A 23248-nucleotide genomic window follows, 5' to 3' on the forward strand; every position below is an offset into this window, starting at 1 on the left:
CTCGCTCATGCGCACACCACCACGGGCCGCACGGACCACCCTGACCGCCCTCCTCGCCGCCGCGGCGCTCGCCGTCACCGCCGTCGGCTGCGGCTCCGCCGCCGAGGAGGCGGGCGGCGGGTCCCCGACGAAGGGCAGCGGCGGGAAGGACGGCGGCGCCGTCACCGTCACCCACCTCAAGGGCTCCACCACACTCGACAAGCCGGCGGCGAAGGTCGTCGCACTGGAGTGGACGTACGCCGAGGACCTGCTGGCCCTCGGGGTGTCCCCGGCCGGGGTGGCCGACGTGAAGGGCTACGACCAGTGGGTCACCGGCGGCCCGCGCTTCGGCAAGGACGTCAAGGACGTCGGTACCCGGCAGGCGCCCAGCCTGGAGACGATCAAGGTGCTGAAGCCGGACCTGATCATCACGTCCAAGGTGCGCTCCGAGGCCAACTACGAGCAGCTCAACAAGATCGCGCCGACGCTCATGTTCGACCCGTACGCGACGGACAGCGAGTACGAGGAGATGCGGGCCACGCTGAAGAAGATCGGCACGGCGGTCGGCAAGGCGGACGCTGCGGACCAGGCCCTCAAGGACCTCGACGCCAAGGTCGACGCCGCCAAGCGCAAGCTCGCCGACGCCGGCAAGGGCGGCTCCGCGGTGACCGTCGCGCGCGGCTACACCACGGACGGCGCCGCCGTGGTGGAGGTCCTCACCGACTCCACCATCCCGGGCGGCCTGCTGCCGCGGCTCGGTCTGAAGAACGCCTGGTCGGGCAAGGCCGACGCGTACGGCATGAGCAAGGTCGACATCGAGGGCCTGAAGCCGGTCGAGAAGTCCAGCCTGGTGTACGTCGCCGCGAAGGACGACGACGTCTTCACCGGCTCCCTGCCGAAGAACGCGCTGTGGCAGAGCCTGGACTTCGCCGAGGGCAAGCGGGTCCACGCCCTCGACCCGGGCACGTGGTTCTTCGGCGGGCCGTTCTCCACCGGGCAGGTGGCCGACGAGATCGCGGGCGCGCTCACTTCATGACCGGACTCGCGACGCGTCCGGCGACGACCGTGCCGGGGCCGGCCGGGAGGGCGCACCGCCTCCCGGCCGGCCCGGCCGCGATCGTGCTGGGCGGGGTGCTCGCGCTGCTGCTGGTGACGGTGGCCCACCTCGGGTACGGCCGCAGCGGCGTGGGGCTGGGGGACCTGCTGCGGGTGCTGCTGGGCGGCGGCGACGCCGACGCGCGGTCGGTGCTGCTCGGCGGGCGGCTGCCGCGCACGCTGGCCGGGCTGGTGGCCGGGGCGTCGCTGGCGGTGGCGGGGTGCCTGCTGCAGTCGTCGGTGCGCAATCCGCTGGCGTCACCGGACACGCTGGGCGTGACGGCCGGCGCGTACCTGGCGGTGGCGGTCAGCGCGATCACCGGCTTCTCGCTGGGCGACCTGCCGCGCGGCGGGGTGGCGTTCGTGGGCGGTCTGCTGGCCGCCGCGCTCGTGCACACCGTGGCCGGCGGGTCGCGGGGCCGTCCGGCGCACCTGGTGCTGGCCGGGGTGTCCGTGACGCTCGCCCTGTCGAGCGTCACGGCGGTGCTGGTGGTGTTGTTCCAGGAGGAGACCGGGGCGGTGTTCTTCTGGGGCCACGGCTCCCTCGCGGTCGCCGACAGCGGCCGGTCGGTGACGGTGCTGCCGCTGCTCGCGGCGGGGCTGGCGGGCGGGTTGCTGCTGGCGAGGACGCTGGACATCCTCGGGACGGGCGACGAGACGGCGCGGGGCCTCGGCGTGCACGTGGGACGGGTACGGCTGACGGCGGTGCTGCTGTCGGTGCTGCTCACGGCGTGCGCGGTCGCGGTGACGGGCCCGATCGGCTTCGTCGGCCTGGCCGCGCCGCACCTCGTGCGGTTCGCCGGGGTGCGGCGGCACGCGGCGCTGCTGCCGGCGTCCGCCGTGTGGGGCGCGACGCTGCTGCTCGGGGCGGACCTGCTGGCGCGGGTGACGTCGCCCACCGGCAACGAGGTCCCGGCCGGCGTGGTGACGGCGCTGTTCGGCGCGCCGCTGTTCCTGTGGCTGGCCCGCCGCCTGCCGGCGGAGCCGGCGGCGCCCGGCACCGTGATGCCGGGGCGGCGCGGGCGGCGGCTGCCGTACCCGGCGCTGCTGGTCGGCGGGATGGCGGCGGTGTGCGCGCTGCTGGCCGGCGGGCTGGTCCTCGGTGACATCTCCGTCCCGCTCGCCGAGCTGCCCCGGCTGCTGGCGGGCGGCGGGGACGAACTGCTGGGCGGGGTGGTGCTGGAGTACCGGCTGCCGCGCCTGCTGGTGGCGGCGCTCGCCGGGGCGCTGCTGGCGGTGGCGGGCGGCATCGTGCAGACGGTGTCGCGCAATCCGCTGGCAGACCTGACCGTGATGGGCGTCAGCGGTGGCGCCGGATTCGGTGCGGCGCTGGTGCTGGTGGCGCTGCCGTCGGTGCCGTACGCGGCGCTGCCCGTCGCGGCGCTCCTGGGCGGTACGGCGGCCTTCGCGCTGACGTACGGGCTGTCGCTGCGGAAGGGTTCGGTGGCGCCGGAGCGGTTGGTGCTGGTGGGCATCGGCACGTTCGCACTGACGACGGCGGCCACCAACTACCTGGTGGTGGGGGCGCGTTTCCAGGTGGCGCAGGCACTGACGTGGCTGTCGGGGTCGACGTACGCGCGGGACACGACGGACCTGTCGGTGCTGGTGGTGGCAGTGGTGGTGGGCGTGCCGCTGGTGGTGCTGGCCTTCCGCCGGCTGGACCTGCTGGCGCTGGGCGAGGACACGCCCCGCACGCTGGGCCTGCCGCTGGAGCGCACCCGGCTGTCCGTGCTGGCCCTCGCGGTGGCGCTGGCGGCGTGCGCGGTGGCGGTGGTGGGGACGGTGGCGTTCGTCGGCCTGGTCGCGCCGCACGCGGCGCGGATGCTGGTCGGTTCGCGGGCGCACCGGCTGCTGCCCACGGCGGCGCTGCTGGGCGCGGCGTTGATGATCGCCGCCGACACGGTGGGCCGGACGGCGATCGCCCCGGCGGAGATCCCCTCGGGGCTGCTGGCGGCGCTCATCGGCACGCCGTACTTCGTGTGGCAGCTGCGGCGCGGCCGGCGCGCGGGGTGACGCCCGCCGCCCGGGACCGGCCGACCGGGCCGGTCCCGGGCGGCGGGCGGCTCGGGCCGGGGGCCGGTTCCCGGGGCGGGCGGCTCGGGGGCCCGGATGTCGCTGGTGCGTCCGGGGGTTCGGACGGTTCGGGCGGGACCGGGTGCGGTTTCGGCGCTCGCAGTCGTCGCGGCGGTTCCGGGGCCCCGACGGTCTCAAGCGCCCCGGGAGCCCCGGAGGTTTCGGCCGTCTCAAGCATCCCGCGGGCCCGGCAGCCCCGCCGGACCCGGCGGTCTCAAGCGCCCCGGGGGTCCCAGCGGTCCCAGGGTCTCGACGGCCTTCGGCAGCCTCCGGGCCCGGAGGCCCGGGGCACCCGGAGACCCGAGGGTCCGGGCCCGGGGATCCGGGCCCCGGAGACCCGGGGCCGGGCCGCACCGAGCGTCCCGGTGGGCGGTCTCAGCGGCCGCGGGCCTCGCGGAAGCGGGCCAGGGCGGCGGGGAGTTCCACGATCGGCGGCGGATAGCCGTCGCCGATCCGCTCCCGGACGGCCGGCTTCCACGGCTCGTGCACGGCCGGGCCCGCGATGCCCGCCAGCTCCGGTACCCAGCGGCGCACATAGGCGCCTTCGGGGTCGTAACGGCGCCCCTGGAGGACCGGGTTGAGGACGCGGTGGGGGCGGCTGTCGGTGCCGGTGCCCGCCACCCACTGCCAGTTGAGCTGGTTGTTCGCGACGTCCCCGTCGACCAGCAGCTCCAGGAAGTGCCGGGCGCCGACGCGCCAGTCGACGTAGAGCGTCTTGGTGAGGAAGCTCGCGGCGAGGAGCCGCCCCCGGTTGTGCATCCAGCCCTCGTGGGCGAGTTGGCGCATGGCGGCGTCGACGACCGGGTAGCCGGTGCGGCCGCAGCGCCACGCCTCGATGTCACCGGCCGCCGTCCGCTCGTCGCGCCACCGGTCGTGCCGGGTGCGGTAGTCGTCGCGGGCCGCGCGGGGCCGGGCGGCGAGCAGCTGGCGGTGGAAGTCGCGCCAGCACAGCTGCCGGGCGAACGCCTCGGCGCCGGGCGTGCCCCGGGCCCGCGCCCGGTGGACGGCCTCCACGGCGGAGACGGAACCGAAGTGCAGGTGCGGCGAGAGCCGGGACGTGGCGTCGCCCGCCAGGTCGTCGTGGCGTTCGCCGTACGCGTCGACACCGTCGCGCAGCCAGGCGTCGAGCCGGCGCCGGCCCTCGCCCTCGCCCCCGGCGGCGAGGCCGGGCGAGGTGCCGGGCACGCCGGAGCGGGACGGGAGCTCCTCGGAGCGGACGTCGTCGGGCACGGGGACGGCGCGGGGCGCGGCGAGCGGTTCGCGGGGCCGCTGCCCCGACCAGCGGCGGAAGTACGGGCCGAAGACGGCGTAGTGGTCGGAGCCGTGCGGGGTGACGTCGCCGGGCGGGACGACGGTGCCCACCCCGTCGTGGACGAGCAGCCGCCTCCCCGCGGCCGCCAGGACCGTGCGGAGGAGCTCCTCGCGGTGCTGGGCGTAACCGCTGTGGTCGGCCGCCAGGTGCACCTCGGTGGCGCCGGTCTCCGCCGCCACCGCGGCGACCGCGTCGGCGACGCGCCCGGACCGTACGACGAGCCGCCCGCCGCGCCGCCGCAGCCCCGCGTCGAGGTCGGCGAGGCAATCGGCGAGGAACGCCTCCCGGTTGGGCGGGGCGAACCCGGCGGCGGTGACGGCCTCGTCGCGGACGAAGAGCGGGACCACGGCGCCGTGGGCGCGCAGGGCGGCCCGCAGCGGCGGGTGGTCGTGCAGGCGCAGGTCCGAGGTGAACAGGACGACGGCGGTGGTCACGGCGCGCTCCCGGGGGAGGTCGCGGGTCTGGCCGCGGCCTTGGTGATGTTGCGGGCCATCCCGCCGAAGACGACGGCGTGGAACGGCGAGACGCTCCACCAGTAGGCGTGGCCGACCAGGCCGCGCGGGGCGAACAGGGCCCGCTGCCGGTAGCGGGTGCGGCCCTGCTCGTCCCGGTCGGCGTACATCTCCAGCCAGGCGAGGCCGGGCAGGCGCATCTCGGCGCGCAGGCGCAGCAGCCGGCCGCGTTCGATCTCCTCGACGCGCCAGAAGTCGAGCGAGTCGCCGGCGCGCAGCCGGGCGGCATCGCGGCGGCCGCGGCGGAGCCCCACCCCGCCGACGAGCCGGTCGAGCCAGCCGCGCACGGCCCAGGCGAGGGGGAAGGAGTACCAGCCGTTGTCGCCGCCGACGCCTTCGATGACCCGCCACAACCGCTCGGGGTCGGCGTCGACCAGCCGCTCCCGCTCGTCGGTGTAGAGGCTGCCGCCCGCCCAGTCGGGGTCGGTGGGCAGCGGGTCGCTGGGGGCGCCGGGCACGGACGCGGACGACCAGCGGGTGGTGACGCGGGCCTCGCGGACGCGGCGCAGGGCGAGCGCCAGGGCCTCGTCGACGCCGATGGGCGCGCCGGGCGGGTCGGGGACGTACCGGCCGATGTCGTGCTCCCGGCAGACCACCTCGTGGCGCAGGGAGGCGGCGAGGGGCCGGGCGATGGAGGCGGGCACGGGCGTGACGAGTCCGATCCACAGGCTGGACAGGCGCAGGCTCAGCACGGGGACGGACACGATGAACCGCCGCCGGAGCCCGGCGACGGCGGCGTAGCGCCGCATGAGGTCGCGGTAGGTGAGGACGTCGGGCCCGCCGATGTCGAAGGTGCGGTGGACGTCGGCGGGCAGCCGGGCGCTGCCGACGAGGTAGCGCAGGACGTCCCGGACGGCGACGGGCTGGATGCGGGTGCCGACCCAGCTGGGCGAGATCATGACGGGGAGCCGCTCGGTGAGGTAGCGCAGCATCTCGAAGGAGGCGGAGCCGGAGCCGAGGATGACCGCGGCGCGCAGGACCGCGGTGGGCACGCCGGAGTCGAGGAGGATCCGCCCCACCTCGTCGCGGGACCGCAGGTGCGCGGAGAGCCGGGCGGCGGGGACCCCGGCGGGGGTGAGGCCGCCGAGGTAGACGAGGCGGCCGACGCCGGCGGCGCGGGCCCGCGCGCCGAAGAGGGTCGCGGCGCGGCGGTCGGTGTCCTCGAAGCCGCTGCCCGTGCCGAGGGAGTGGACGAGGTAGTAGGCGACGTCGACGCCGTTCATGGCGGCGGCGACCGACTCCTCGTCGGTGACGTCGCCCCGGACGATCTCGACCCGGCCGGCCCAGGGGTGGTCGCGGAGCTTGCCGGGCGAGCGGGCCAGGCAGCGGACACGGTGACCGGCGGCGAGCAGTTCGGGCACGAGCCGGCCGCCGATGTACCCGGTCGCGCCGGTGACCAGGCAGAGGGGAGCCCGGTCGGGCCCCGGGGTGGTGTCGGTCATGACGCCTCCGTCTCGTGTGGTGCTCTCTCCACGGTGGACCGCCTCCCGGTGTTCCGCCCACCCGGCGTGGACCGTCGTGGGTGTTCCGCTCCGGAGTTCCGCCCGGCCGGTGCGCGCGGATGCGCACCTGCGGGTTTCTATAGGCTGACCAGGTGGTGACGAGGGACGACGAGCGGGCCGACGGCGGGGCGCGGGGTGAGCGGCACCCGGCGGACCTGCAGGCCTTCGCCGTGCAGCTGCGCCGGATGAACGGCGAGGTGAACCGGCTGGTGCACGGCTTCGCGACGAGCCAGGGCCTGCACCCGACGGACGTGCAGGCGCTCGCCGCCATCCTGGACGCCACGGAGCCGATGACGCCGGGGCGGCTGCGCGAGCACCTGGGGCTGACCTCGGGCGCGGTGACCGCGTGCGTGGACCGGCTGGAACGGGCGGGACACATCCGCAGGTCGCGGGAGAGCGCCGACCGGCGTGTGGTCCACCTCCACTACGCCGAGGGGGCGCGCGGCGCCGCGCGCGCCTTCTTCCAGCCGTTGGCCCGGGCGACGGAGGCCGCGCGGGAGCGGTTCGCGCCGGAGGAGCTGGCGGTGGCGCTGCGCTTCCTCACCGTCCTGAACGAGGAGCTGGGCGCGGAGGGCGTGCCCCGGCGCTGACGGGGTGGACGGCCGCGGCCGGTGCGCCCCCCGGTGCGCGGCGCCCCGGGTGCGCGGCGGTTCCCGGCCTGTGTATCGGGTACGGGTGCCTCCGGGCGTGTAGCCGATCCCGGCGTGGCGGGACCCCGCCCACGCATATAACTCGATCATTGAGATAGTTTGTCGTTGAGATACTTCTCGAGACGATCGGCGGGCCGGCTCCCCCGGGCCGGCCCCCGGGACGCCTCCCTCTTCCGCAGGAGACCCATGTCCGCGTTCCCGGCCCTCGCCCGCCGGCTGCTCCCCGCCCTCCTGATCGCCGTGTGGCTCGCCGTCGGCGGCGGGCTCGGCCCGTACGCCGGCAAGCTCGGCGAGGTGGCCACCAACGACCAGGCGGCCTTCCTCCCCGAGGACGCCGAGTCGACCCGCGTCCTGGAGGCGCAGCGCGCCTTCCGCCAAGAGGAGTCGCTGCCCCTCGTCGTCGTGTGGACGGCGGCCGACGGCGGGCGCCTCGCGCCCGCCGCGCGCGCGGACGCCACCCGGGCGCTCGCCTCGCTGGCCGGCACGCCCGGTGTCGTCGGCCGCCCCTCCCCCGCCCTGCCCTCCGAGGACGGCGAGGCGCTCCAGGGCGTCCTGCGGCTGGCGCCCGACCTCGGTGACGAGCTGTCCACGGTGCTGGACCGGGTGCGCGACACCACCGGCGCCGTCCCCGGTACGCGTGCGCAGTTGGCCGGCCCGGCGGCGACCCAGGCCGACCTGGGGGACGCGTTCGCCGGCATCGACGGCCTGCTGCTGGGCGTCGCCCTCGCCGCCGTGCTGCTCATCCTGCTGCTGGTGTACCGCAGCGTGCTGCTGCCGCTGGTGGTCATCCTGTGCGCGGTGTTCGCGCTGGCCCTGGCGTGCGCGGTGGTGTACGTCCTCGCCGACGCCGACGTCCTGCGCGTCGACGGCCAGGTGCAGGGCATCCTGTTCATCCTCGTCATCGGCGCCGCGACCGACTACGCCCTGCTGCTGGCCGCGCGGTTCCGGGAGGAGCTCGCCCGGCACGAGGACCGGTACGCCGCGATGCGTGCCGCGCTGCGCCAGTCGTACGGACCCGTCGGGGCGAGCGCCGCCACGGTCGCGCTGGGGCTGCTGGCCCTGCTGCTGAGCGACCTGACCAACAACCGCGCGCTGGGTCCGGCCGGCGCCATCGGCATCGTCTGCGCGGTCCTCGGGGCGCTGACGTTCCTCCCGGCCGTCCTGGTCCTGCTGGGCCGCAAGGCGTACTGGCCGGCGGCGCCGAAGTCCGGGAGGGCCGGCGCCGGGCACGGCGTGTGGACGAAGGTGGCGGCCCTCGTGGACCGCGCCCCGCGCCGCGTCTGGGCGGTGACGCTCGCGGCCCTGCTGGCGTGCGCGGCGTTCGCCCCCACCCTCACCGCGCGGGGGGTGCCGCTGGACGAGATCTTCGTCGACGACGCGCCGTCCGTCTCGGCGGGCCGGGTGCTCGCCGAGCACTTCCCCGGCGGTTCGGGCAACCCGGCCGTCATCGTGGCGGACGCGGCGGCGCTGCCCGCGGTCACCGCCGCGGCCGAGGGCACCCGGGGGGTCGACTCGGCCGTGCCCGTCACCGCGTCCGGCCGCCCGGGCGGGCCGCCGCTGACGGTGGACGGCCGCGTCCAGGTCAACGCCACGCTGCAGGACGCCCCCGACAGCGACGCCGCCAAGGAGGCCCTGGCCCGTCTGCGGACCGCCGTCCACGCCGTGCCGGGCGCCGACGCCCTGGTCGGCGGCTACACGGCGCAGCAGTACGACACCCAGCGGACCGCCGAGCGGGACCGCGAGGTGATCGTGCCGGTGGTGCTGCTGATCATCCTGCTGATCCTCGTGGGGCTGCTGCGCTCCCTGCTCCTGCCGGTGCTGCTGGTGGCGACGGTCGCGCTGAACTTCCTGGCGACGCTGGGCGTCTCGGCCCTCGTCTTCGAGCGGGTGCTGGGCTTCAGCGGCACGGACGCCTCGGTCCCGCTGTACGGGTTCGTCTTCCTCGTCGCCCTCGGTGTGGACTACAACATCTTCCTGATGTCCCGGGTCCGCGAGGAGACCTTCCTGCACGGCACCCGGGAGGGGGTGCGGCGCGGCCTGACCGCGACCGGCGGGGTGATCACCTCGGCGGGCGTGGTGCTCGCCGCGACCTTCGCCGCGCTCGCGGTGATCCCGCTGGCCTTCCTGCTGCAGATCGCGTTCATCGTCGCCTTCGGCGTGCTCCTCGACACGCTCGTCGTGCGGTCGCTGCTCGTGCCCGCGCTGGTCCGGGACATCGGGCCGGTGTCCTGGTGGCCCAGCTCCCTCAGAACACGGACAGGCCCGTCAGGGTCGTGAACCGGTCGAGCGCGGCGACCCCGGCGACGGAGTTGCCGCGCTCGTCGAGGCCGGGGCTCCACACGCACAGGGTGCACCGGCCGGGGACGACGGCGATGATGCCGCCGCCGACGCCGCTCTTGCCGGGCAGCCCGACCCGGTACGCGAAGTCGCCGGCGGCGTCGTACGTCCCGCAGGTCAGCATGACGGCGTTGACCTGCTTCGCCTCGCTGCGGCTGAGCAGCGCGGAGCCGTCGGCGCGCACGCCGTGCCGGGCGAGGAAGCCGGCGGCCAGGGCGAGGTCGGCGCAGGACGCCTCCAGGGAGCACTGGCGGAAGTACTGCTCCAGCAGGTCCCCCACCGGGTTGCCGACGTTGCGGTACGAGGCCATGAAGTGGGCCAGGGCCGCGTTGCGGTCACCGTGCGCGGCCTCCGACGCGGCGACGTCCTCGTCGAAGTCCAGGGCGGCGTTGCCGCTCTCGGCGCGCAGGAACGCGCGGAGCGTGCCGGAGGCGTCGCCGGTCAGTGTGTGCAGCCGGTCGGTGACGACGAGAGCGCCCGCGTTGATGAACGGGTTGCGCGGGATGCCGTGCTCGTACTCCAGCTGCACCAGCGAGTTGAAGGGGTTGCCGGAGGGCTCGCGGCCCACGTGCTCCCACAGGGCCTCGCCCTCCAGGGAGAGCGTCAGGGCGAGGGTGAACGCCTTGGTGATGGACTGGGCGGAGAACGGCCGGCGCCAGTCCCCCACCCCGTAGACCGTGCCGTCGAGTTCGGCGACGGCCATGCCGAAGCGGCGCGTGTCGGCCTCGGCGAGCGCCGGGATGTAGTCCGCCGGCCGGCCGCGGCCCGGCCGGGCGGCGATGTCGGCGGCGATCTGGTCGAGGACGGGCTGGAAGGCGGGGGCCACGGTCGTGCTCACTCCGGCGTGTGCGATGGCGTGTTCGGGGCCCATTGTGCACGTCCCCGGCACGCGGCCCGGCGGGGGCGCCTCAGTGGGGAGGAGCCGCCCCGACGAGGGCCGGCAGGATCCGGTCCGGGGTGAGGGGGAGTTCGCGGAAGCGGACGCCGGTGGCGTGGTGGACGGCGTTGCCGACGGCGGCCGCCGCGCCGACCGTGCCGATCTCGCCGATGCCCTTGCTGCCCATGGGGTTGAGGAGGCGGTCCTCCTCGTCGATCCAGTGGGCCTCCACGGCGGTCACGTCGGCGTGGGCGGGCACGTGGTAGGAGGCGAGGTCGCTCTCGGTGAAGTCGCCGTGGGCGGCGTCCATCGTGCTGCCCTCGGTCAGGGCCATGCCGATCCCCATGATCATGCCGCCGACCAGCTGGGAGCGGGCGGTGCGCGCGTTGAGGACGCGCCCCGCGGCGAACACGCCCAGCATGCGGCGCAGCCGCACCTCTCCGGTGACGGTGTCGACCTGGACCTCGGCGAAGTGCGCGCCGAAGGCGTGCCGCGCGTACGGCGGGGTGCGCCGGGCCTCGTCGGAGGTGTCGGCGGTGACCGTCAGCCCGTCCGCGGGCAGGGGGTGGGGCCGGGCGGCGAGGGCCGCCGTGAGGTCGGTGCAGGCCCGGTGGACGGCCCAGCCCCAGGACGCGGTGCCGGAGGAGCCGCCCGCGAGGGGGGCGCGCGGGAGGCGGGTGCTGCCGATCTCGATGCGCACGGCGTCCAGCGGCACGGCCAGCGCGGCGGCGGCGACCTGCGCGAGGACGGTCCGCGCGCCGGTGCCGATGTCGGTGGCGTTGACGCGGACGGTGTACGTGCCGCCGGGGTGGGCGGTGGCCGACGCGGTGGACGGCGCGGCGTACGCCGGGTAGGTGGCGGCGGCCACGCCCGAGCCGATGAGGAGGGGGCCCTCGCGACGGGCGCCGGGACGCGGGTCGCGGTCGGCCCAGCCGAAGCGGCGCGCCCCCTCGTGCAGGCAGCCGACGAGGTTGCGGCTGCTGAAGGGGCGGCCGCTGTCGGGCTCGGTGGCCGGGTCGTTGCGGACGCGCAGCTCGACCGGGTCCATGCCGAGGGCGTCGGCGAGCTCGTCCATGGCCGACTCCAGGGCGTACATGCCGGGGGTCTCGCCGGGCGCGCGCATCCACGACGGGGTGGGCACGTCGAGGGGGACGACGCGGTGGGTCGTCAGGCTGTGCGGGGAGCCGTACATGACGCGGGCGGGCACCGCGGCCTGCTCGACGAACTCGGCGATGCGCGAGGTGTGGGTGGTGACCTCGTGACTGAGGGAGGTGAGGGTGCCGTCCCGTTCCGCGCCGAGCCGCAGCCGGTGCAGGGTGGGGGCGCGGTGCCCGGTGACGGCGGGCAGGTGGCGGCGGGGCAGCGCGAGCTTGACGGGCCGGCCGGTGCGGATCGCCGCCATCGCGGCGAGCACGACGTGCGGGCGCGGTGTGCCCTTGCTGCCGAAGCCGCCTCCGACGTGCTCGGCGACGACGGTGACCCGCTCCTCGGGCAGGTCGAAGAGGGTGGCGAGGACGGAGCGGACGGCGTTGCCGCCCTGGCAGGAGTCGTACACGGTGAGCCGGCCACCGGAGTAGTGGGCGGTGGCGGCGTGCGGCTCCATGGGGTGGTTGTGCAGGGGCGGCACGCGGTAGTCGGTGTCGACGCGTACGGGGGCGGCGGCGAAGGCGGCGGCCGCGTCGCCGCGCTCGCGGTGGCCGGGCTGGCCGCCGTTGGCCTTCTCGGGGGTGTACGCCTCCGGGTGGTCCTCGGCGAGGACGACGTCGTGCGGCTCCGGCTCGTCACCGGGGTCGGCGTACGCGACGCGGACGGCGGCGGCGACGGCGCGGGCCGCCTCCGGCGTCTCGGCCAGGGCGAGGGCGACGTACCAGCCGCGGTGCGGGACGGCGTCGTACTGCAGGACGTCGAGTTCGGCGTCGTCGGGCGGCGCGGCGAAGCGGGGCGCGTCGAAGGGGGTGAGGACGGCGACCGCGCCCGGCAGGGCCAGGGCGGCCGCGGTGTCGACGGCGGTGACCCGGCCGCAGGCGACCCCGGCGGCGACGGGCCAGGCGTGGAGGCAGCCGGGCGGGGTGTGCTCGGCTGCGTACCGCGCGGCGCCGGTGACCTTGTCGCGGCCTTCGATGCGCTCGGCGGGGGCGCCGAGGGTGTGCGGGGTGGCGGCCATGGGGGTCCTTCTCCGGTCAGGGGCGGGGGGGCCGGTTCCGGTCAGGGGCGGGGGGCGCCGGCGAGGCCGCCGACGACGTCCTCGGCGAGCCGCTGGGCGAGGGTGACCTTGTAGGCGTTGTCGCGCAGCGGTTCGGCGGCGGCGAGTTCGGCGGCGACGGCGCGGGTGACATCCGCCGCGGTGGGGGCGGTGCCGAGCAGGGCCTCCTCGGCCCGGCGGGCCCGCCAGGGGCGGTGCGCGAGCCCGCCGAACGCCAGCCCCACGTGCCGTACGGCGCCCCGGGCGTCGAGGTCGAGGACGGCGGCGACGGAGACGAGCGCGAAGGCGTACGAGGCGCGGTCGCGGACCTTGCGGTAGGTGGAGGCGAGCCCTGCCGTCGCGGCGGGCAAGGTCACGCCGGTGACGAGCTCCCCGGGCCGGATGACCGTGTCCAGCTCGGGGTGGTCGCCGGGCAGGCGGTGGAACGCGGCGACGGGCACGGTGCGGGCGCCGTCCGGGCCGTGCAGCTCGACGTCGGCGTCGAGGGCGGCGAGCGCGACGGCGAGGTCGGAGGGGTGGGTGGCGATGCACAGGTCCGAGTGGCCCAGGACGGCGTGGTCCCGGTGGACGCCGTCCCGGGCGCCGCAGCCGCTGCCGGGGACGCGCTTGTTGCAGGGCTTGGTGAGGTCCTGGAAGTAGGGGCAGCGGGTGCGCTGGAGGAGGTTGCCGCCGGTGGTGGCGGCGTTGCGGAGCTGCCCCGAGGCACCGGAGAGCAGGGCGCGGGAGACGGCGGGGTAGCGGTCGCGGACCAGGGGGTGCGCGGCGAGGTCGCTGTTGCGGACGGTGGCGCCGACGCTCAGGCCGCCGTCGGGCCCTTCCCGCACCTCGTCCAGCGGCAGTCCGGTGACGTCGACGAGCGCGTCGGGCGTCTCGACGCCGAGCTTCATCAGGTCGACGAGGTTGGTGCCGCCGCCGAGGTAGCGGGCGCCGGGGTGCGCCGCGTGGGCGGCGGTGGCCTCCCCGACGGTGCGGGCGCGGACGTACGCGAAGGGTTTCACCGGGACACGTCCTCCACGGCCTGGACGATGTGGGGGTAGGCGCCGCAGCGGCAGAGGTTGCCGCTCAGTCGCTCGCGGATCTCCTCGCGGTCGAGGGCGGCGGCTCCCGGGGCGGGGGGCGCGCCGTCGGCGGTCACGGCGGAGGGGTGGCCGGCGGCGACCTCCGCGAGCATGCCCACGGCCGAGCAGAGCTGGCCCGGGGTGCAGTAGCCGCACTGGAAGGCGTCGCGGTCGAGGAAGGCCCGCTGGAGGGGGTGCAGCGTGCCGTCCGCGTCGGCGAGCCCCTCGACGGTGGTGACGTCGCACCCGTCCTGGGCGACCGCCAGCAGCAGGCAGGCGTTGGCGCGCCGCCCGTCGACGAGGACGGTGCACGAACCGCACTGCCCGTGGTCGCAGCCCTTCTTCGCGCCGGTGAGGTCGAGGCCCTCGCGCAGCACGTCGAGCAGGGTGCCCCGGTGGTCGACGGTGAGGGTGTGGGGCGTCCCGTTCACCCGGAGGGTGATCTCGGAGTGGTACGGATCGGGCGGGGGCGTCGTCGGCTGCACGGTGCGGGGCCTTCCGGAGGGCGGGGACGAGCGGTGGTCGGCGGGCGGGCGCGGGGTGCGGGTGCGGGTCGGGCGGCGGCCGCCCGCTTCACGTATCCAGCCTGGGCCAGGTCACACCTCCCGGCACGCCGAACGCCCCGCGGACGCGCGACCGGGCGACCCGCCCGGGTACGGCGCACCGGAGTACCGAGGGCGCCCGGAGCGCGGCGGAGGGGGCCCGGCTCCTTCGGAGGGCCGTCCGGGCCCCGACCCTTCCGTGGGCGTCCGGGCCCCGGAGGGGCAGCGGCGACCGGCCGCCCCGCGAGGCGACGGTCCCGGCGACGGTGCCACGCACACGGCGGGCCGGAAACACGCCGCGGGGACAGCGTCGGGACCCCTGCGGGCCCGCCGGATGGGCACCAGGGCTCGGCGGGCGACCGGGCACGAGGGTGCGGGCGGCCCGGAGGCACGCCGGGGGGGACGGCTGGCCTGACGAGGGGCCGGAGCCTGCCCGACACGGGGCCCGAGGGGGACGGCGGCGGCCCCCGCACGGCCGCGGGCCAGCAGCGTGCCGACGGGGGGTGCGGCGGCCGGCACGAGAGGGCAGGCACGCCGCAGGGACGGCCGCGGGCCCGATGCGGGGCCCGTCGGGGCCTGACGGATGGGCACCAGGGCTCGGCGGACGGCCGGGCACGTGGGCGCGGACGAGCCCGGACACACGCCGCGAGGACGGCGGGCCCCAGACCCTCGGCCCGGGCGTGCCCGACACGGGGTCCGACGGGGACGGCGGGAACCCCACGCGGCGGCGGGCCTCAGCGTGCCGACCCGGGGCGAGGCGGCCGGGCATGTGGGCGCGGACGGGCCCGGACACACGCCGCCGGGACGGCCTCGGGCTCGACACGGCGGCCGTGCGAGTCCGACGCGAGGGTCGGGCGGACTGCGCGGGAGCGCAGGCGGCCCGCAGACGCGTCTCGGGCCGGCGGCGCGCCCCACGCCGGGGCGGCCGGCTCCGTCAGAGGCCGGCCGCCCCCGCACGGGGTCAGCGCTTCAGCGCGTTCTTCGCCTTCTTCCCCGCCTCGCGCAGCTCGCCCCGCGCGCGCTCCGAGCTGCCTTCGGCGGCCATCTCCTCGTTGCCGACGGCGCGGCCCACGTTCTCCTTCACGGCGCCCTTGAGCTGCTGTGCCTTCGGGGACGCCTTGCGCTTCGCGGACATGCTCGTCCTCCCTGGTCGTCGCTCGGTCCCGGCACGGCCCGCCTGCCCCGGGCACAGCCGGGCAAACCGGGACGGTCAGGACTGCTCCGACTCGCGCGGAAGGTCGAGCGCGTCCCAGTCGAGCATGCGCTCGGCCTGCTCGTGGGCCGTCTCGGCGAGCCTTCTCACCTCGTCCAGGACGTCTCCGTGCTCCTCGACGAGCCGGTCGTAGATCGGGGAGTCGGCGATGTGGGGGTGGGTCGTCACGGGTGTGCTCCTCGGTGCGCGCGGGACGGCTGGGGCCGGGGGGACCCGGCGCTCGCCGTCTGCCCGGTGCCGCGCGGATCATGCGCGGCACTTCGTACCCCCGTTCCCTTCCCCGCGCGGCCGGGGTCAGCGCACCCCTTCCTGCGTCCGGCGCACGCACTCGGCGACCACCGCCGGCAGGCTGCCGTACCGCCCCAGCAGCCGCCGCTGGACCTGGGCGCCGTTGCCGTCGCTCAGCAGGTCGTCGAGGGCCTTGCGGGCGAGGGCCAGGTCGCCGTTCTCGTCGAGCGCCGCCTCGACGTGGAGGAAGAGCGCCCGCACGACGCGCTCGGCCGGTGCGGGGCGCATGGTGTGCGGGTGGAGGAGTTCGCCGTCGAGCCCGGAGCGGGCCGCGCGCCAGGCGGCGGCGCGCAGCAGTCCGATGCCGTGCTCGTCGGGTGGGGTGCCCTCCCGCCACTGCCGTGCCGCGGTGTCGACGAGCGCCCGGGCGAGCGCGGCGACCAGGACCGTCGTGGAGGCGTCCAGGCAGACGTCGGCGGTGCGGATCTCGACGGTCGGGTAGTGGCGGGAGAGCCGGGCGTCGTAGTAGATCATCCCCTCGTCCTGGAGGACGCCCGTGGCGACCAGCTCGCGCACCCGCCGGTGGTACCGCTCGGCGGACCCGAACGCCTCCACGGGCCCCGTCGAGGGCCAACGGCCCCACACCCGGCTGCGGTAGCTGTGGTGGCCGCTGTCGCCGCCCTGCCAGAAGGGCGAGTTGGCGCTCAGCGCGAGCAGCACCGAGAGCCAGGACCTGATCCGGTCGAGGACGGCCACGCCCTCCTCGTCCGAGGTGACCGAGACGTGGACGTGGCAGCCGCTGGTGAGCTGTTCGAGGGCGGTCACCGCGTAGTTCTCCCGGATCCAGTCGTACCGCCGGCCCTCGCTGACCGCGGGGGCCACCGGCAGCGGCGACGTCGCCAGCGCCGCGACGGCGACACCCGCCTCGGCGGCGAGGGACGCGGCGTCCGCCCGGCACCGCTCGATCTCGGCGGCCAGCTCGGCCATGGACGTCCGGGGCAGCGTCCCGAACTCCAGCTGCTGGCCCTGCAGCTCCTTGGTGAAGGCGTGCTCCCGCCCCTCGTACCGCCGGGCGGCCACGGCCAGTACCTCTTCGGAGACAGCGCGCGGCTGCCCCGATCGCGGGTCCACCAGGAGGAGTTCCTCCTCCACTCCGACACTGCGCAAAAGAACCCGCCTTTCCGGTCGCATCCTGTGGGGGACAACTGACGGAACTGCCGGACTTGCCGGTCGTGCTGGACGTGCTGGACGTGCTGGACTGCGGCGTGCTGGACCACGGCCGTACCGCCCCTGAGGGCACATCACCTTGCGGACGCCGCCCCCGCGGGCGCGCCGCGTCGCGGACGGTCCGGACGCACCATCATCCCCGGCCCGGGTCCGCCGCGCACCGCCCCGGGGGCCCGTCGGCGGGATCTGGCGAGTTCCCACCGCACCCGGCCGGAACAGGCGCGACGCTCACCCCCCTGACGTCCCCGACGTGCGGCGCAGCCCCTCCTCCCCCACCCCGCGAGCGCGCGCGGGGGAGCCGGGTCGGCCGTCACCTCCGGAGGCCGTGCCCGCCCTCCGGGGCGGATGGGCGGCTTCCGGTTCGTCGAGACCGAGGGACCGCCACGCCGCGGCCGCCATCGCCCCTGCCGGCCCGCCTCGGGCGGGAGCCCGCGGTGACCGGGCACGCCGCCGGCCGATCTCGCCCGTGGACCGTCGGCCAGGGCCTGGACCGCTCGGGCGGGTCCCTGCGGCGCGGGCCGGTGCGGGCCCGCCGAGGAGAGGGACGCCCCCGACTAGGGAGTGCCGCCGCGCCGCCCGTCCCGCGTCGAGGCGGCGACCACGGCGGTGACGGCGGAGGTCGCGGCGAGGCTCCCCACCATGACCAGCCCCACGCCGATCACGAAGAGGCCGCTGGAGTCGTCCGACCAGTCGTGGAAGGCGGCGGCGGTCAGGCCCGCCGTGGGGCCGAGCACCGCGGCGACGAGGTGGCGCCGGTACGCGGCCCAGGAGACCGGCACCAGCAGGGCCAGCACCAGCCCGATCACCTGCCACGCCTCGTACGGGCCGGTCGTCGAACCGTCGGGCTGCACGTCGGGGTGCTGGTCCCAGCCGAGCCACGCGGCCCACACCGCGGTCGCGAGCAGGGCCAGCAGGAGGCCGGTCCCCAGCTGGGGGACGGCTGACTTGGAAGGTCGTCGCATGGCCACAGCCTCGTGGATCTCCCCGGCGCCGGCCTGAGTGCGCGTACTCAGGGCTCGTCCGAGTACGCCCGGTACGGCCGTGACCGCTCCCCTCCGGGAGCGGTCACGCCACGGAGTCGATGCGGCCGGCGGGGGTGGACGGGCCGTCGTGGTGGATCGGGGTGTGCGCGCCGGTCAGGGACGCGCCGCTGCCGCCGCGGCGGGCGGCGACGATCTCGGCGGCGATCGACAGGGCGGTCTCCTCCGGCGTGCGGGCGCCGAGGTCGAGGCCGATCGGGGAGCGCAGGCGGGCCAGTTCGAGTTCGGTGACGCCGACCTCGCGCAGCCGCCGGTTGCGGTCCTCGTGGGTGCGGCGGGAGCCCATGGCGCCGACGTACGCGACGGGGAGGCGCAGCGCGTGCCGCAGGAGCGGGATGTCGAACTTGGCGTCGTGGGTGAGGACGCACAGCACGGTCCGCGCGTCGACCCGGGTCGCCTCCAGGTACTCGTGCGGCCAGCCGACGACGATTTCGTCGGCGTCGGGGAACCGGGCGGCGGTCGCGAAGACCGGCCGGGCGTCGCACACGGTGACGTGGTAGCCGAGGAACTTCCCGACCCGTACGAGCGCCGACGCGAAGTCGATGGCCCCGAAGACGATCATGCGGGGCGCGGGGACGCTGGACTCGACGAGCAGCGTCAGTGGCCGGCCGCACCGCGCGCCCTCCTCGCCGATGGTGACGGTGCCGGTGCGGCCCGCGTCGAGCAGGGCGCGCGCCTCGGCCGCGGCGGTGCGGTCGAGGCCCGGGTGGCCGCCGAGCCCGCCCTCGTGCGAGCCGTCGGGGCGTACGAGCAGGGCGCTGCCCATCAGGTCGGCCGGCCCGTCGACGACGCGGGCCAGGGCCGCCGACTCGCCGCGGGCGGCGGCGGCCAGCGCGGCGGGGAAGACCCCGCCGCGGACCGGGGTGACGAGGACGTCGATGACCCCGCCGCAGGTGAGCCCCACGGCGAAGGCGTCCTCGTCGCTGTAGCCGAAGCGTTCGAGGACGGTGTCGCCGTCCTCGATCGCCTGCCGGCACAGCTCGTACACGGCCCCCTCCACACAGCCGCCGGAGACCGATCCGATCGCCGTGCCGTCGCGGTCGACGGCGAGCGCGGCACCGGGTTGCCGGGGCGCGCTGCCGCTGACCGCCACGACGGTGGCGACGGCGAAGTCGCGTCCCTGCTCGACCCACTGGCCGAGCTCCTCGGCGATGTCCAGCATGTCGGCCTCCTTGGGGCTTCGGAGCGGTGGTGTGGAGGGGCGTGGGCGTCCGTCAGTGGCCGGTGCCGGTCACGAAGTAGAAGACGAACACCGCGGAGAGGACCCACATCAGGACACTGGGCTCGCGCCACTTGCCCTGGGCGGCCTTGATCGCGCAGAAGGCGATGACGCCGGCGCCGACACCGGTGGTGATGGTGTACGTGAACGGCATCAGCACGACCGTGAGGAAGACCGGCACGGCGACGGACCAGTCGGCCCAGTCGACGTGGCGGGCGTTCTGCAGCATCATCGCGCCGATCACGACCAGGGCGGCGGAGGCCACCTGGCCCGGTACGAGCTGCGTCAGCGGGGTGAAGAAGAGGCAGGCGGCGAAGAACAACCCGGTGACCGAGGCGGACAGCCCGGTCCGGGCGCCCTCGCCGACGCCGGTGGCGGACTCGATGAAGACGGTCTGTCCGGAGGCGCTCGTGACGCCGCCGATCGCGCCGCCCGCGCCGTCGATGAACAGCGCCTTGTTGAGGCCCGGCATGCGGCCGGAGGCGTCGGCGAGCTTGGCCTCCTGCCCGACGGCGATGATCGTCGCCATGGCGTCGAAGAAGCCGGCCAGCACGAGCGTGAAGACGATCATGCCGACCGCCGCGTAGCCGAGCTGCTCCCAGCCGCCGAACTCGACCTGGCCGAAGAGCGAGAAGTCCGGCATGGAGACGACCCCGCCGTGCAGGACCGGCGCCTTGCCGCCCCACGCCTCCTCCTCGATGAGGCCGGTGGCGGTGGCGACGACGGAGATGACGGTGCCGGCGACGATGCCCAGCAGGATCGCGCCGGGGACCCGCCGTGCCTGGAGCATGAAGATCAGCAGCAGGGTGACGGTGAAGAGGGCGACCGGCCAGCCGGTGAGCGAGCCGCCGACGCCGAGGGTGACGGGACCGCCGCCCAGGCCCTTGCCGACGAAGCCGGCGTTGACGAAGCCGATCATCGCGATGAACAGGCCGATGCCGATGGTGATGCCGTGCTTCAGGGCCAGCGGTATGGCGTTCATGATGACCTCGCGGACGCCGGTGACCACCAGGAGGCAGATCACCCCGCCGTAGATCACGCACATGCCCATGGCCTGCGGCCAGGTCATGTGGGGCGCCACCTGGGTGGAGACGACGCCCGCGACGCTGAGGCCCGCCGCCAGGGCGAGCGGGACCTTGCCGATGAGACCCATCGCCAGGGTGGTGACCGCTGCCGCGAGGGCGGTTGCCGTGATCAGGGCGGGCTGGCCCAGCTTGTTGCCGAGCACGTCCTCGCCGCCGAGCAGCAGCGGGTTGAGCAGGAGGATGTACGCCATGGCCATGAAGGTCGTGACGCCGCCGCGCACCTCGCGCGCGACGGTGGTTCCTCTGTGGGTGATGTGAAAGTACCGATCGAGCCAAGACCGTCCGGCGGGGATGCGCGTGCCTTCGCCCGCGTCTTCCGGAACGGTCTTCGGCTCCACTGACGATTGGGTCATGGTGCCTACTCCCAAGGTTCACAGGGGCACCCGCGGGCTCCGACTCCGGGCCCTCGTGCGGGATTTGGGATGGTGCTTGGCTGCACGACCCGGGGGAACGGCCCGAGACGGACGGGGTTCTGCGCTGGGGGTGGGGGGATGGGGGGTGGTGGGTGCGGGGACCGCGAGCGGTGCGGTCCGATCGGTCCGACGTGCCTGTGGGGGTCTCCCTGCGGCTGTGCGGTGGTTCGGTGGTGGTGCTCCGGACGGTGCGGGCCGCGGGACTGTGACGTTCCCGGGAGCCGCGCACCGCCCGGAGGTTCGGGGGCGCCGCCCGGAGGGGCTACGCGGTGCCGGTGAGGTGCTCGGGGCGTACCGGCGTCCTGTTCAGCTCCAGGCCCGTCGCGTTCCGGATCGCCGCGAGGACGGCCGGCGTGGACGACAGGGTCGGGGCTTCGCCGATGCCGCGCAGCCCGTAGGGGGCGTGCTCGTCGGCCAGTTCGAGCACGTCGACCGGGATGGTCGGCGTGTCGAGGATGGTGGGGATCAGGTAGTCCGTGAAGGAGGGGTTCCGCACCTTCGCCGTCTTCGGGTCGACGACGATCTCCTCCATGACCGCCATGCCCAGGCCCTGGGTGGTGCCGCCCTGGATCTGGCCGACGACGGAGAGCGGGTTGAGGGCCTTGCCGACGTCCTGGGCGCAGGCCAGCTCGATGACCTTGACCAGGCCCAGCTCGGTGTCGACCTCCACGACGGCGCGGTGGGCGGCGAACGAGTACTGGACGTGGCCGTTGCCCTGGCCGGTGCGCAGGTCGAACGGCTGGGTCGGGCGGTGACGCCACTCGGCCTCGATCTCGACGACCTCGTCCTCCAGGACGTCGACCAGGTCGGCGAGGACCTCACCGCCGTCGGTGACGACCTTGCCGCCTTCGAGCAGCAGCTCGGCGGTGGCCCAGGCGGGGTGGTACGTGCCGAGCTTGCGGCGGCCGATCTCCAGGACCTTCTCGCGGACCAGCTCGCAGGAGTTCTTCACCGCGCCGCCGGTGACGTACGTCTGGCGGGAGGCGGAGGTGGAACCGGCGGAGCCGACCCGGGTGTCGGCCGGGTTGATGGTCACCTGGGTGACGCCGAGCTCCGTGCGGGCGATCTGGGCGTGGACGGTGACGCCGCCCTGGCCGACCTCCGCCATGGCGGTGTGCACGGTGGCGACGGCCTCGCCGTTGATGACCTCCATGCGCACCCGGGCGGTGGAGTAGTCGTCGAAGCCCTCGGAGAAGCCGACGTTCTTGATGCCGACCGCGTAGCCGACGCCGCGGACGACGCCCTCGCCGTGCGTGGTGTTCGACAGGCCGCCGGGCAGCGCGCGGACGTCGGCGCCCTCGGTGGACTCCCACTGGCGCTCCGGCGGCAGCGGGCGGGCCTTGATGCGGCGCAGCAGCTCGGCGACGGGCGCCGGGGAGTCGACCGGCTGGCCGGTCGGCATGATCGTGCCCTGCTCCATGGCGTTGAGCCGGCGGAACTCGACGGGGTCCATGTCGAGCTTCGCGGCCAGCTTGTCCATCTGCGCCTCGTAGGCGAAGCACGCCTGGACCGCGCCGAAGCCGCGCATGGCGCCGCAGGGCGGGTTGTTGGTGTAGAGGGCGATCGACTCGATGTCGACGTCGTCGATGACGTAGGGGCCGGCCGAGAGGGACGCGGCGTTGCCGACGACGGCCGGGGAGGCGGAGGCGTAGGCGCCGCCGTCCAGCACGATCTGGCACTTCATGTGGGTGAGCTTGCCGTCCCTGGTCGCCCCGTGCTCGTAGTGCAGCTTCGCCGGGTGGCGGTGCACGTGGCCGAAGAACGACTCGAACCGGTTGTAGACGATCTTCACCGGCTTGCCGGTGCGCAGCGCCAGCAGGCAGGCGTGGATCTGCATCGACAGGTCCTCGCGGCCGCCGAAGGCACCGCCGACGCCGGAGAGTGTCATGCGCACCTTGTCCTCGGGCAGGCCGAGGACGGGGGCGATCTGGCGGAGGTCGGAGTGCAGCCACTGGGTGGCGATGTACAGGTCGACGCCGCCGTCCTCGGCGGGTACGGCGAGGCCGGACTCGGGGCCGAGGAACGCCTGGTCCTGCATGCCGAAGGTGTACTCGCCCTCGACGATCACGTCGGCCCGGGCGCGGGCCGCCTCGACGTCGCCGCGGACGATCGGCTGGCGGTGGACGATGTTGGGGTGCGGGACGTGCCCGGAGTGGTGGTCGTCGCGGCCGGGGTGCAGGATCGGCGCGCCGGGGGCGAGGGCGGACGCCTCGTCCGTGACGACCGGCAGCTCCCGGTACTCGACCTTGATCTTCGCGGCGGCGCGCCGCGCGGTCTCCGGGTGGTCGGCGGCGACGACGGCGACCGGCTCGCCGTGGTGGCGCACGACACCGTTGGCGAGTACGGGGGTGTCCTGGATCTCCAGGCCGTAGTTCTTCACCTCGGTCGGCAGGTCGTCGTAGGTGAGGACGGCGTACACGCCCGCCTGGGCGAGGGCCTCGGAGGTGTCGATGGAGACGATCTCGGCGTGGGCGACGGGAGAGCGGAGGAGCTGGCCCCACAGCATGTCCTCGTGCCACATGTCCGAGGAGTAGGCGAACTCGCCGGTGACCTTGAGGGTGCCGTCGGGACGGAGGGTGGACTCGCCGATGCCGCCCTTGGTGCCCTGGGCGCCCTGGGTGACCTTGGTGGGCGTGCCGGCGGGGGTGGCCGCGGCCCGGGTGTTCTGCGCGGTGGTCATGGG

The 23248-nt window shown here is 75.6% G+C and carries 17 protein-coding genes; 4 read left to right on the forward strand and 13 right to left on the reverse strand.

All coding sequences use genetic code 11. The features are described from left to right. The first annotated feature begins 7 nt into the window (after positions 1-7). Positions 8-1015, forward strand: a complete 1008-nt coding sequence (locus tag ACF053_RS04825) for an ABC transporter substrate-binding protein (protein ID WP_391952488.1) — start codon at positions 8-10, stop codon at positions 1013-1015. Next, positions 1012-3087: an iron ABC transporter permease gene (locus tag ACF053_RS04830; protein ID WP_391952489.1), complete on the forward strand. Its 2076-nt coding sequence runs from the start codon at positions 1012-1014 to the stop codon at positions 3085-3087. Before ACF053_RS04825 ends, ACF053_RS04830 begins: the two co-directional genes overlap by 4 nt. Before the next feature lie 435 nt (positions 3088-3522). Here ACF053_RS04830 and ACF053_RS04835 read toward each other — a convergent pair whose 3' ends face one another. After that, positions 3523-4893 (reverse strand): cryptochrome/photolyase family protein, encoded by a 1371-nt coding sequence (locus tag ACF053_RS04835; RefSeq protein ID WP_391952490.1) that lies wholly within the window; start codon positions 4891-4893, stop codon positions 3523-3525. After that, positions 4890-6413: an SDR family oxidoreductase gene (locus tag ACF053_RS04840; RefSeq protein WP_391952491.1), complete on the reverse strand. Its 1524-nt coding sequence runs from the start codon at positions 6411-6413 to the stop codon at positions 4890-4892. Before ACF053_RS04840 ends, ACF053_RS04835 begins: the two co-directional genes overlap by 4 nt. Positions 6414-6565: 152 nt before the next feature. Between ACF053_RS04840 and ACF053_RS04845 the strand changes: the two genes are divergently transcribed. Together ACF053_RS04845 and ACF053_RS04850 are read left to right on the forward strand one after the other, a co-directional pair. After that, complete coding sequence (locus ACF053_RS04845; RefSeq protein ID WP_391952492.1) at positions 6566-7063, forward strand: MarR family winged helix-turn-helix transcriptional regulator; 498 nt, start codon at positions 6566-6568, stop codon at positions 7061-7063. Between the two features lie 246 nt (positions 7064-7309). Beyond that, entirely contained in the window at positions 7310-9400 is a 2091-nt protein-coding gene (locus ACF053_RS04850; RefSeq protein WP_391952493.1) for an MMPL family transporter, read from the forward strand. On the opposite strand, the gene ACF053_RS04855 is transcribed toward ACF053_RS04850, so the two are convergent. The 11 genes from ACF053_RS04855 to pucD all read right to left on the reverse strand — a co-directional run bounded on the left by ACF053_RS04855 (position 9369) and on the right by pucD (position 23245). Next, entirely contained in the window at positions 9369-10331 is a 963-nt protein-coding gene (locus tag ACF053_RS04855; protein ID WP_449336524.1) for a glutaminase, read from the reverse strand. The genes ACF053_RS04850 and ACF053_RS04855 overlap by 32 nt on opposite strands. A 37-nt stretch (positions 10332-10368) precedes the next feature. Then, the gene (locus tag ACF053_RS04860) at positions 10369-12501 is read right to left on the reverse strand and encodes a xanthine dehydrogenase family protein molybdopterin-binding subunit (RefSeq protein WP_391952495.1); all 2133 of its coding nucleotides are present in this window, start codon (positions 12499-12501) and stop codon (positions 10369-10371) included. Positions 12502-12542: 41 nt separating this feature from the next. After that, positions 12543-13538, reverse strand: coding sequence for an FAD binding domain-containing protein (locus ACF053_RS04865; protein WP_391952496.1), 996 nt, complete (start codon positions 13536-13538; stop codon positions 12543-12545). Further along, complete coding sequence (locus ACF053_RS04870; RefSeq protein ID WP_391952497.1) at positions 13535-14083, reverse strand: (2Fe-2S)-binding protein; 549 nt, start codon at positions 14081-14083, stop codon at positions 13535-13537. The genes ACF053_RS04865 and ACF053_RS04870 overlap by 4 nt, the downstream gene beginning before the upstream one ends. Before the next feature lie 1018 nt (positions 14084-15101). Further along, positions 15102-15275 carry a CsbD family protein gene (locus tag ACF053_RS04875; RefSeq protein WP_391952498.1) on the reverse strand — a complete coding sequence of 58 codons (174 nt, stop codon included), beginning with the start codon at positions 15273-15275 and terminating at the stop codon, positions 15102-15104. A 75-nt stretch (positions 15276-15350) separates the two neighbouring features. After that, a complete protein-coding gene (locus tag ACF053_RS04880) occupies positions 15351-15521 on the reverse strand; it encodes a hypothetical protein (protein WP_391952499.1) in 171 nt (56 codons plus the stop codon). Positions 15522-15647: 126 nt separating this feature from the next. Then, positions 15648-16748, reverse strand: coding sequence for a glutamate--cysteine ligase (locus ACF053_RS04885; protein ID WP_391952500.1), 1101 nt, complete (start codon positions 16746-16748; stop codon positions 15648-15650). 614 nt (positions 16749-17362) lie between these two features. After that, positions 17363-17770, reverse strand: a complete 408-nt coding sequence (locus ACF053_RS04890; RefSeq protein WP_391952501.1) for a hypothetical protein — start codon at positions 17768-17770, stop codon at positions 17363-17365. A 103-nt stretch (positions 17771-17873) separates the two neighbouring features. Further along, positions 17874-19010, reverse strand: a complete 1137-nt coding sequence (locus ACF053_RS04895) for an XdhC family protein (RefSeq protein ID WP_391952502.1) — start codon at positions 19008-19010, stop codon at positions 17874-17876. Positions 19011-19062: 52 nt separating this feature from the next. Beyond that, entirely contained in the window at positions 19063-20505 is a 1443-nt protein-coding gene (locus tag ACF053_RS04900; protein WP_391952503.1) for an NCS2 family permease, read from the reverse strand. A 322-nt stretch (positions 20506-20827) separates the two neighbouring features. Further along, the gene (gene pucD / locus ACF053_RS04905) at positions 20828-23245 is read right to left on the reverse strand and encodes a xanthine dehydrogenase subunit D (protein ID WP_391952504.1); all 2418 of its coding nucleotides are present in this window, start codon (positions 23243-23245) and stop codon (positions 20828-20830) included. Between the last annotated feature and the right edge of the window lie 3 nt (positions 23246-23248).

The sequence above is a fragment of the Streptomyces kanasensis genome (genome assembly GCF_043077165.1).
GTDB lineage: Bacteria > Actinomycetota > Actinomycetes > Streptomycetales > Streptomycetaceae > Streptomyces > Streptomyces changanensis.

Bases quoted from the DNA above. Each gene is read 5' to 3' on its own strand.
- ACF053_RS04825 (WP_391952488.1), top strand. From the start codon at position 8: ATGCGCACACCACCACGGGCCGCACGGACCACCCTGACCGCCCTCCTC.
- ACF053_RS04830 (WP_391952489.1), top strand. From the start codon at position 1,012: ATGACCGGACTCGCGACGCGTCCGGCGACGACCGTGCCGGGGCCGGCC.
- ACF053_RS04840 (WP_391952491.1), bottom strand. From the start codon at position 6,413: ATGACCGACACCACCCCGGGGCCCGACCGGGCTCCCCTCTGCCTGGTC.
- ACF053_RS04850 (WP_391952493.1), top strand. From the start codon at position 7,310: ATGTCCGCGTTCCCGGCCCTCGCCCGCCGGCTGCTCCCCGCCCTCCTG.
- ACF053_RS04855 (WP_449336524.1), bottom strand. From the start codon at position 10,331: ATGGGCCCCGAACACGCCATCGCACACGCCGGAGTGAGCACGACCGTG.
- ACF053_RS04860 (WP_391952495.1), bottom strand. From the start codon at position 12,501: ATGGCCGCCACCCCGCACACCCTCGGCGCCCCCGCCGAGCGCATCGAA.
- ACF053_RS04875 (WP_391952498.1), bottom strand. From the start codon at position 15,275: ATGTCCGCGAAGCGCAAGGCGTCCCCGAAGGCACAGCAGCTCAAGGGC.
- ACF053_RS04890 (WP_391952501.1), bottom strand. From the start codon at position 17,770: ATGCGACGACCTTCCAAGTCAGCCGTCCCCCAGCTGGGGACCGGCCTC.
- ACF053_RS04895 (WP_391952502.1), bottom strand. From the start codon at position 19,010: ATGCTGGACATCGCCGAGGAGCTCGGCCAGTGGGTCGAGCAGGGACGC.
- ACF053_RS04900 (WP_391952503.1), bottom strand. From the start codon at position 20,505: ATGACCCAATCGTCAGTGGAGCCGAAGACCGTTCCGGAAGACGCGGGC.
- pucD (WP_391952504.1), bottom strand. From the start codon at position 23,245: ATGACCACCGCGCAGAACACCCGGGCCGCGGCCACCCCCGCCGGCACG.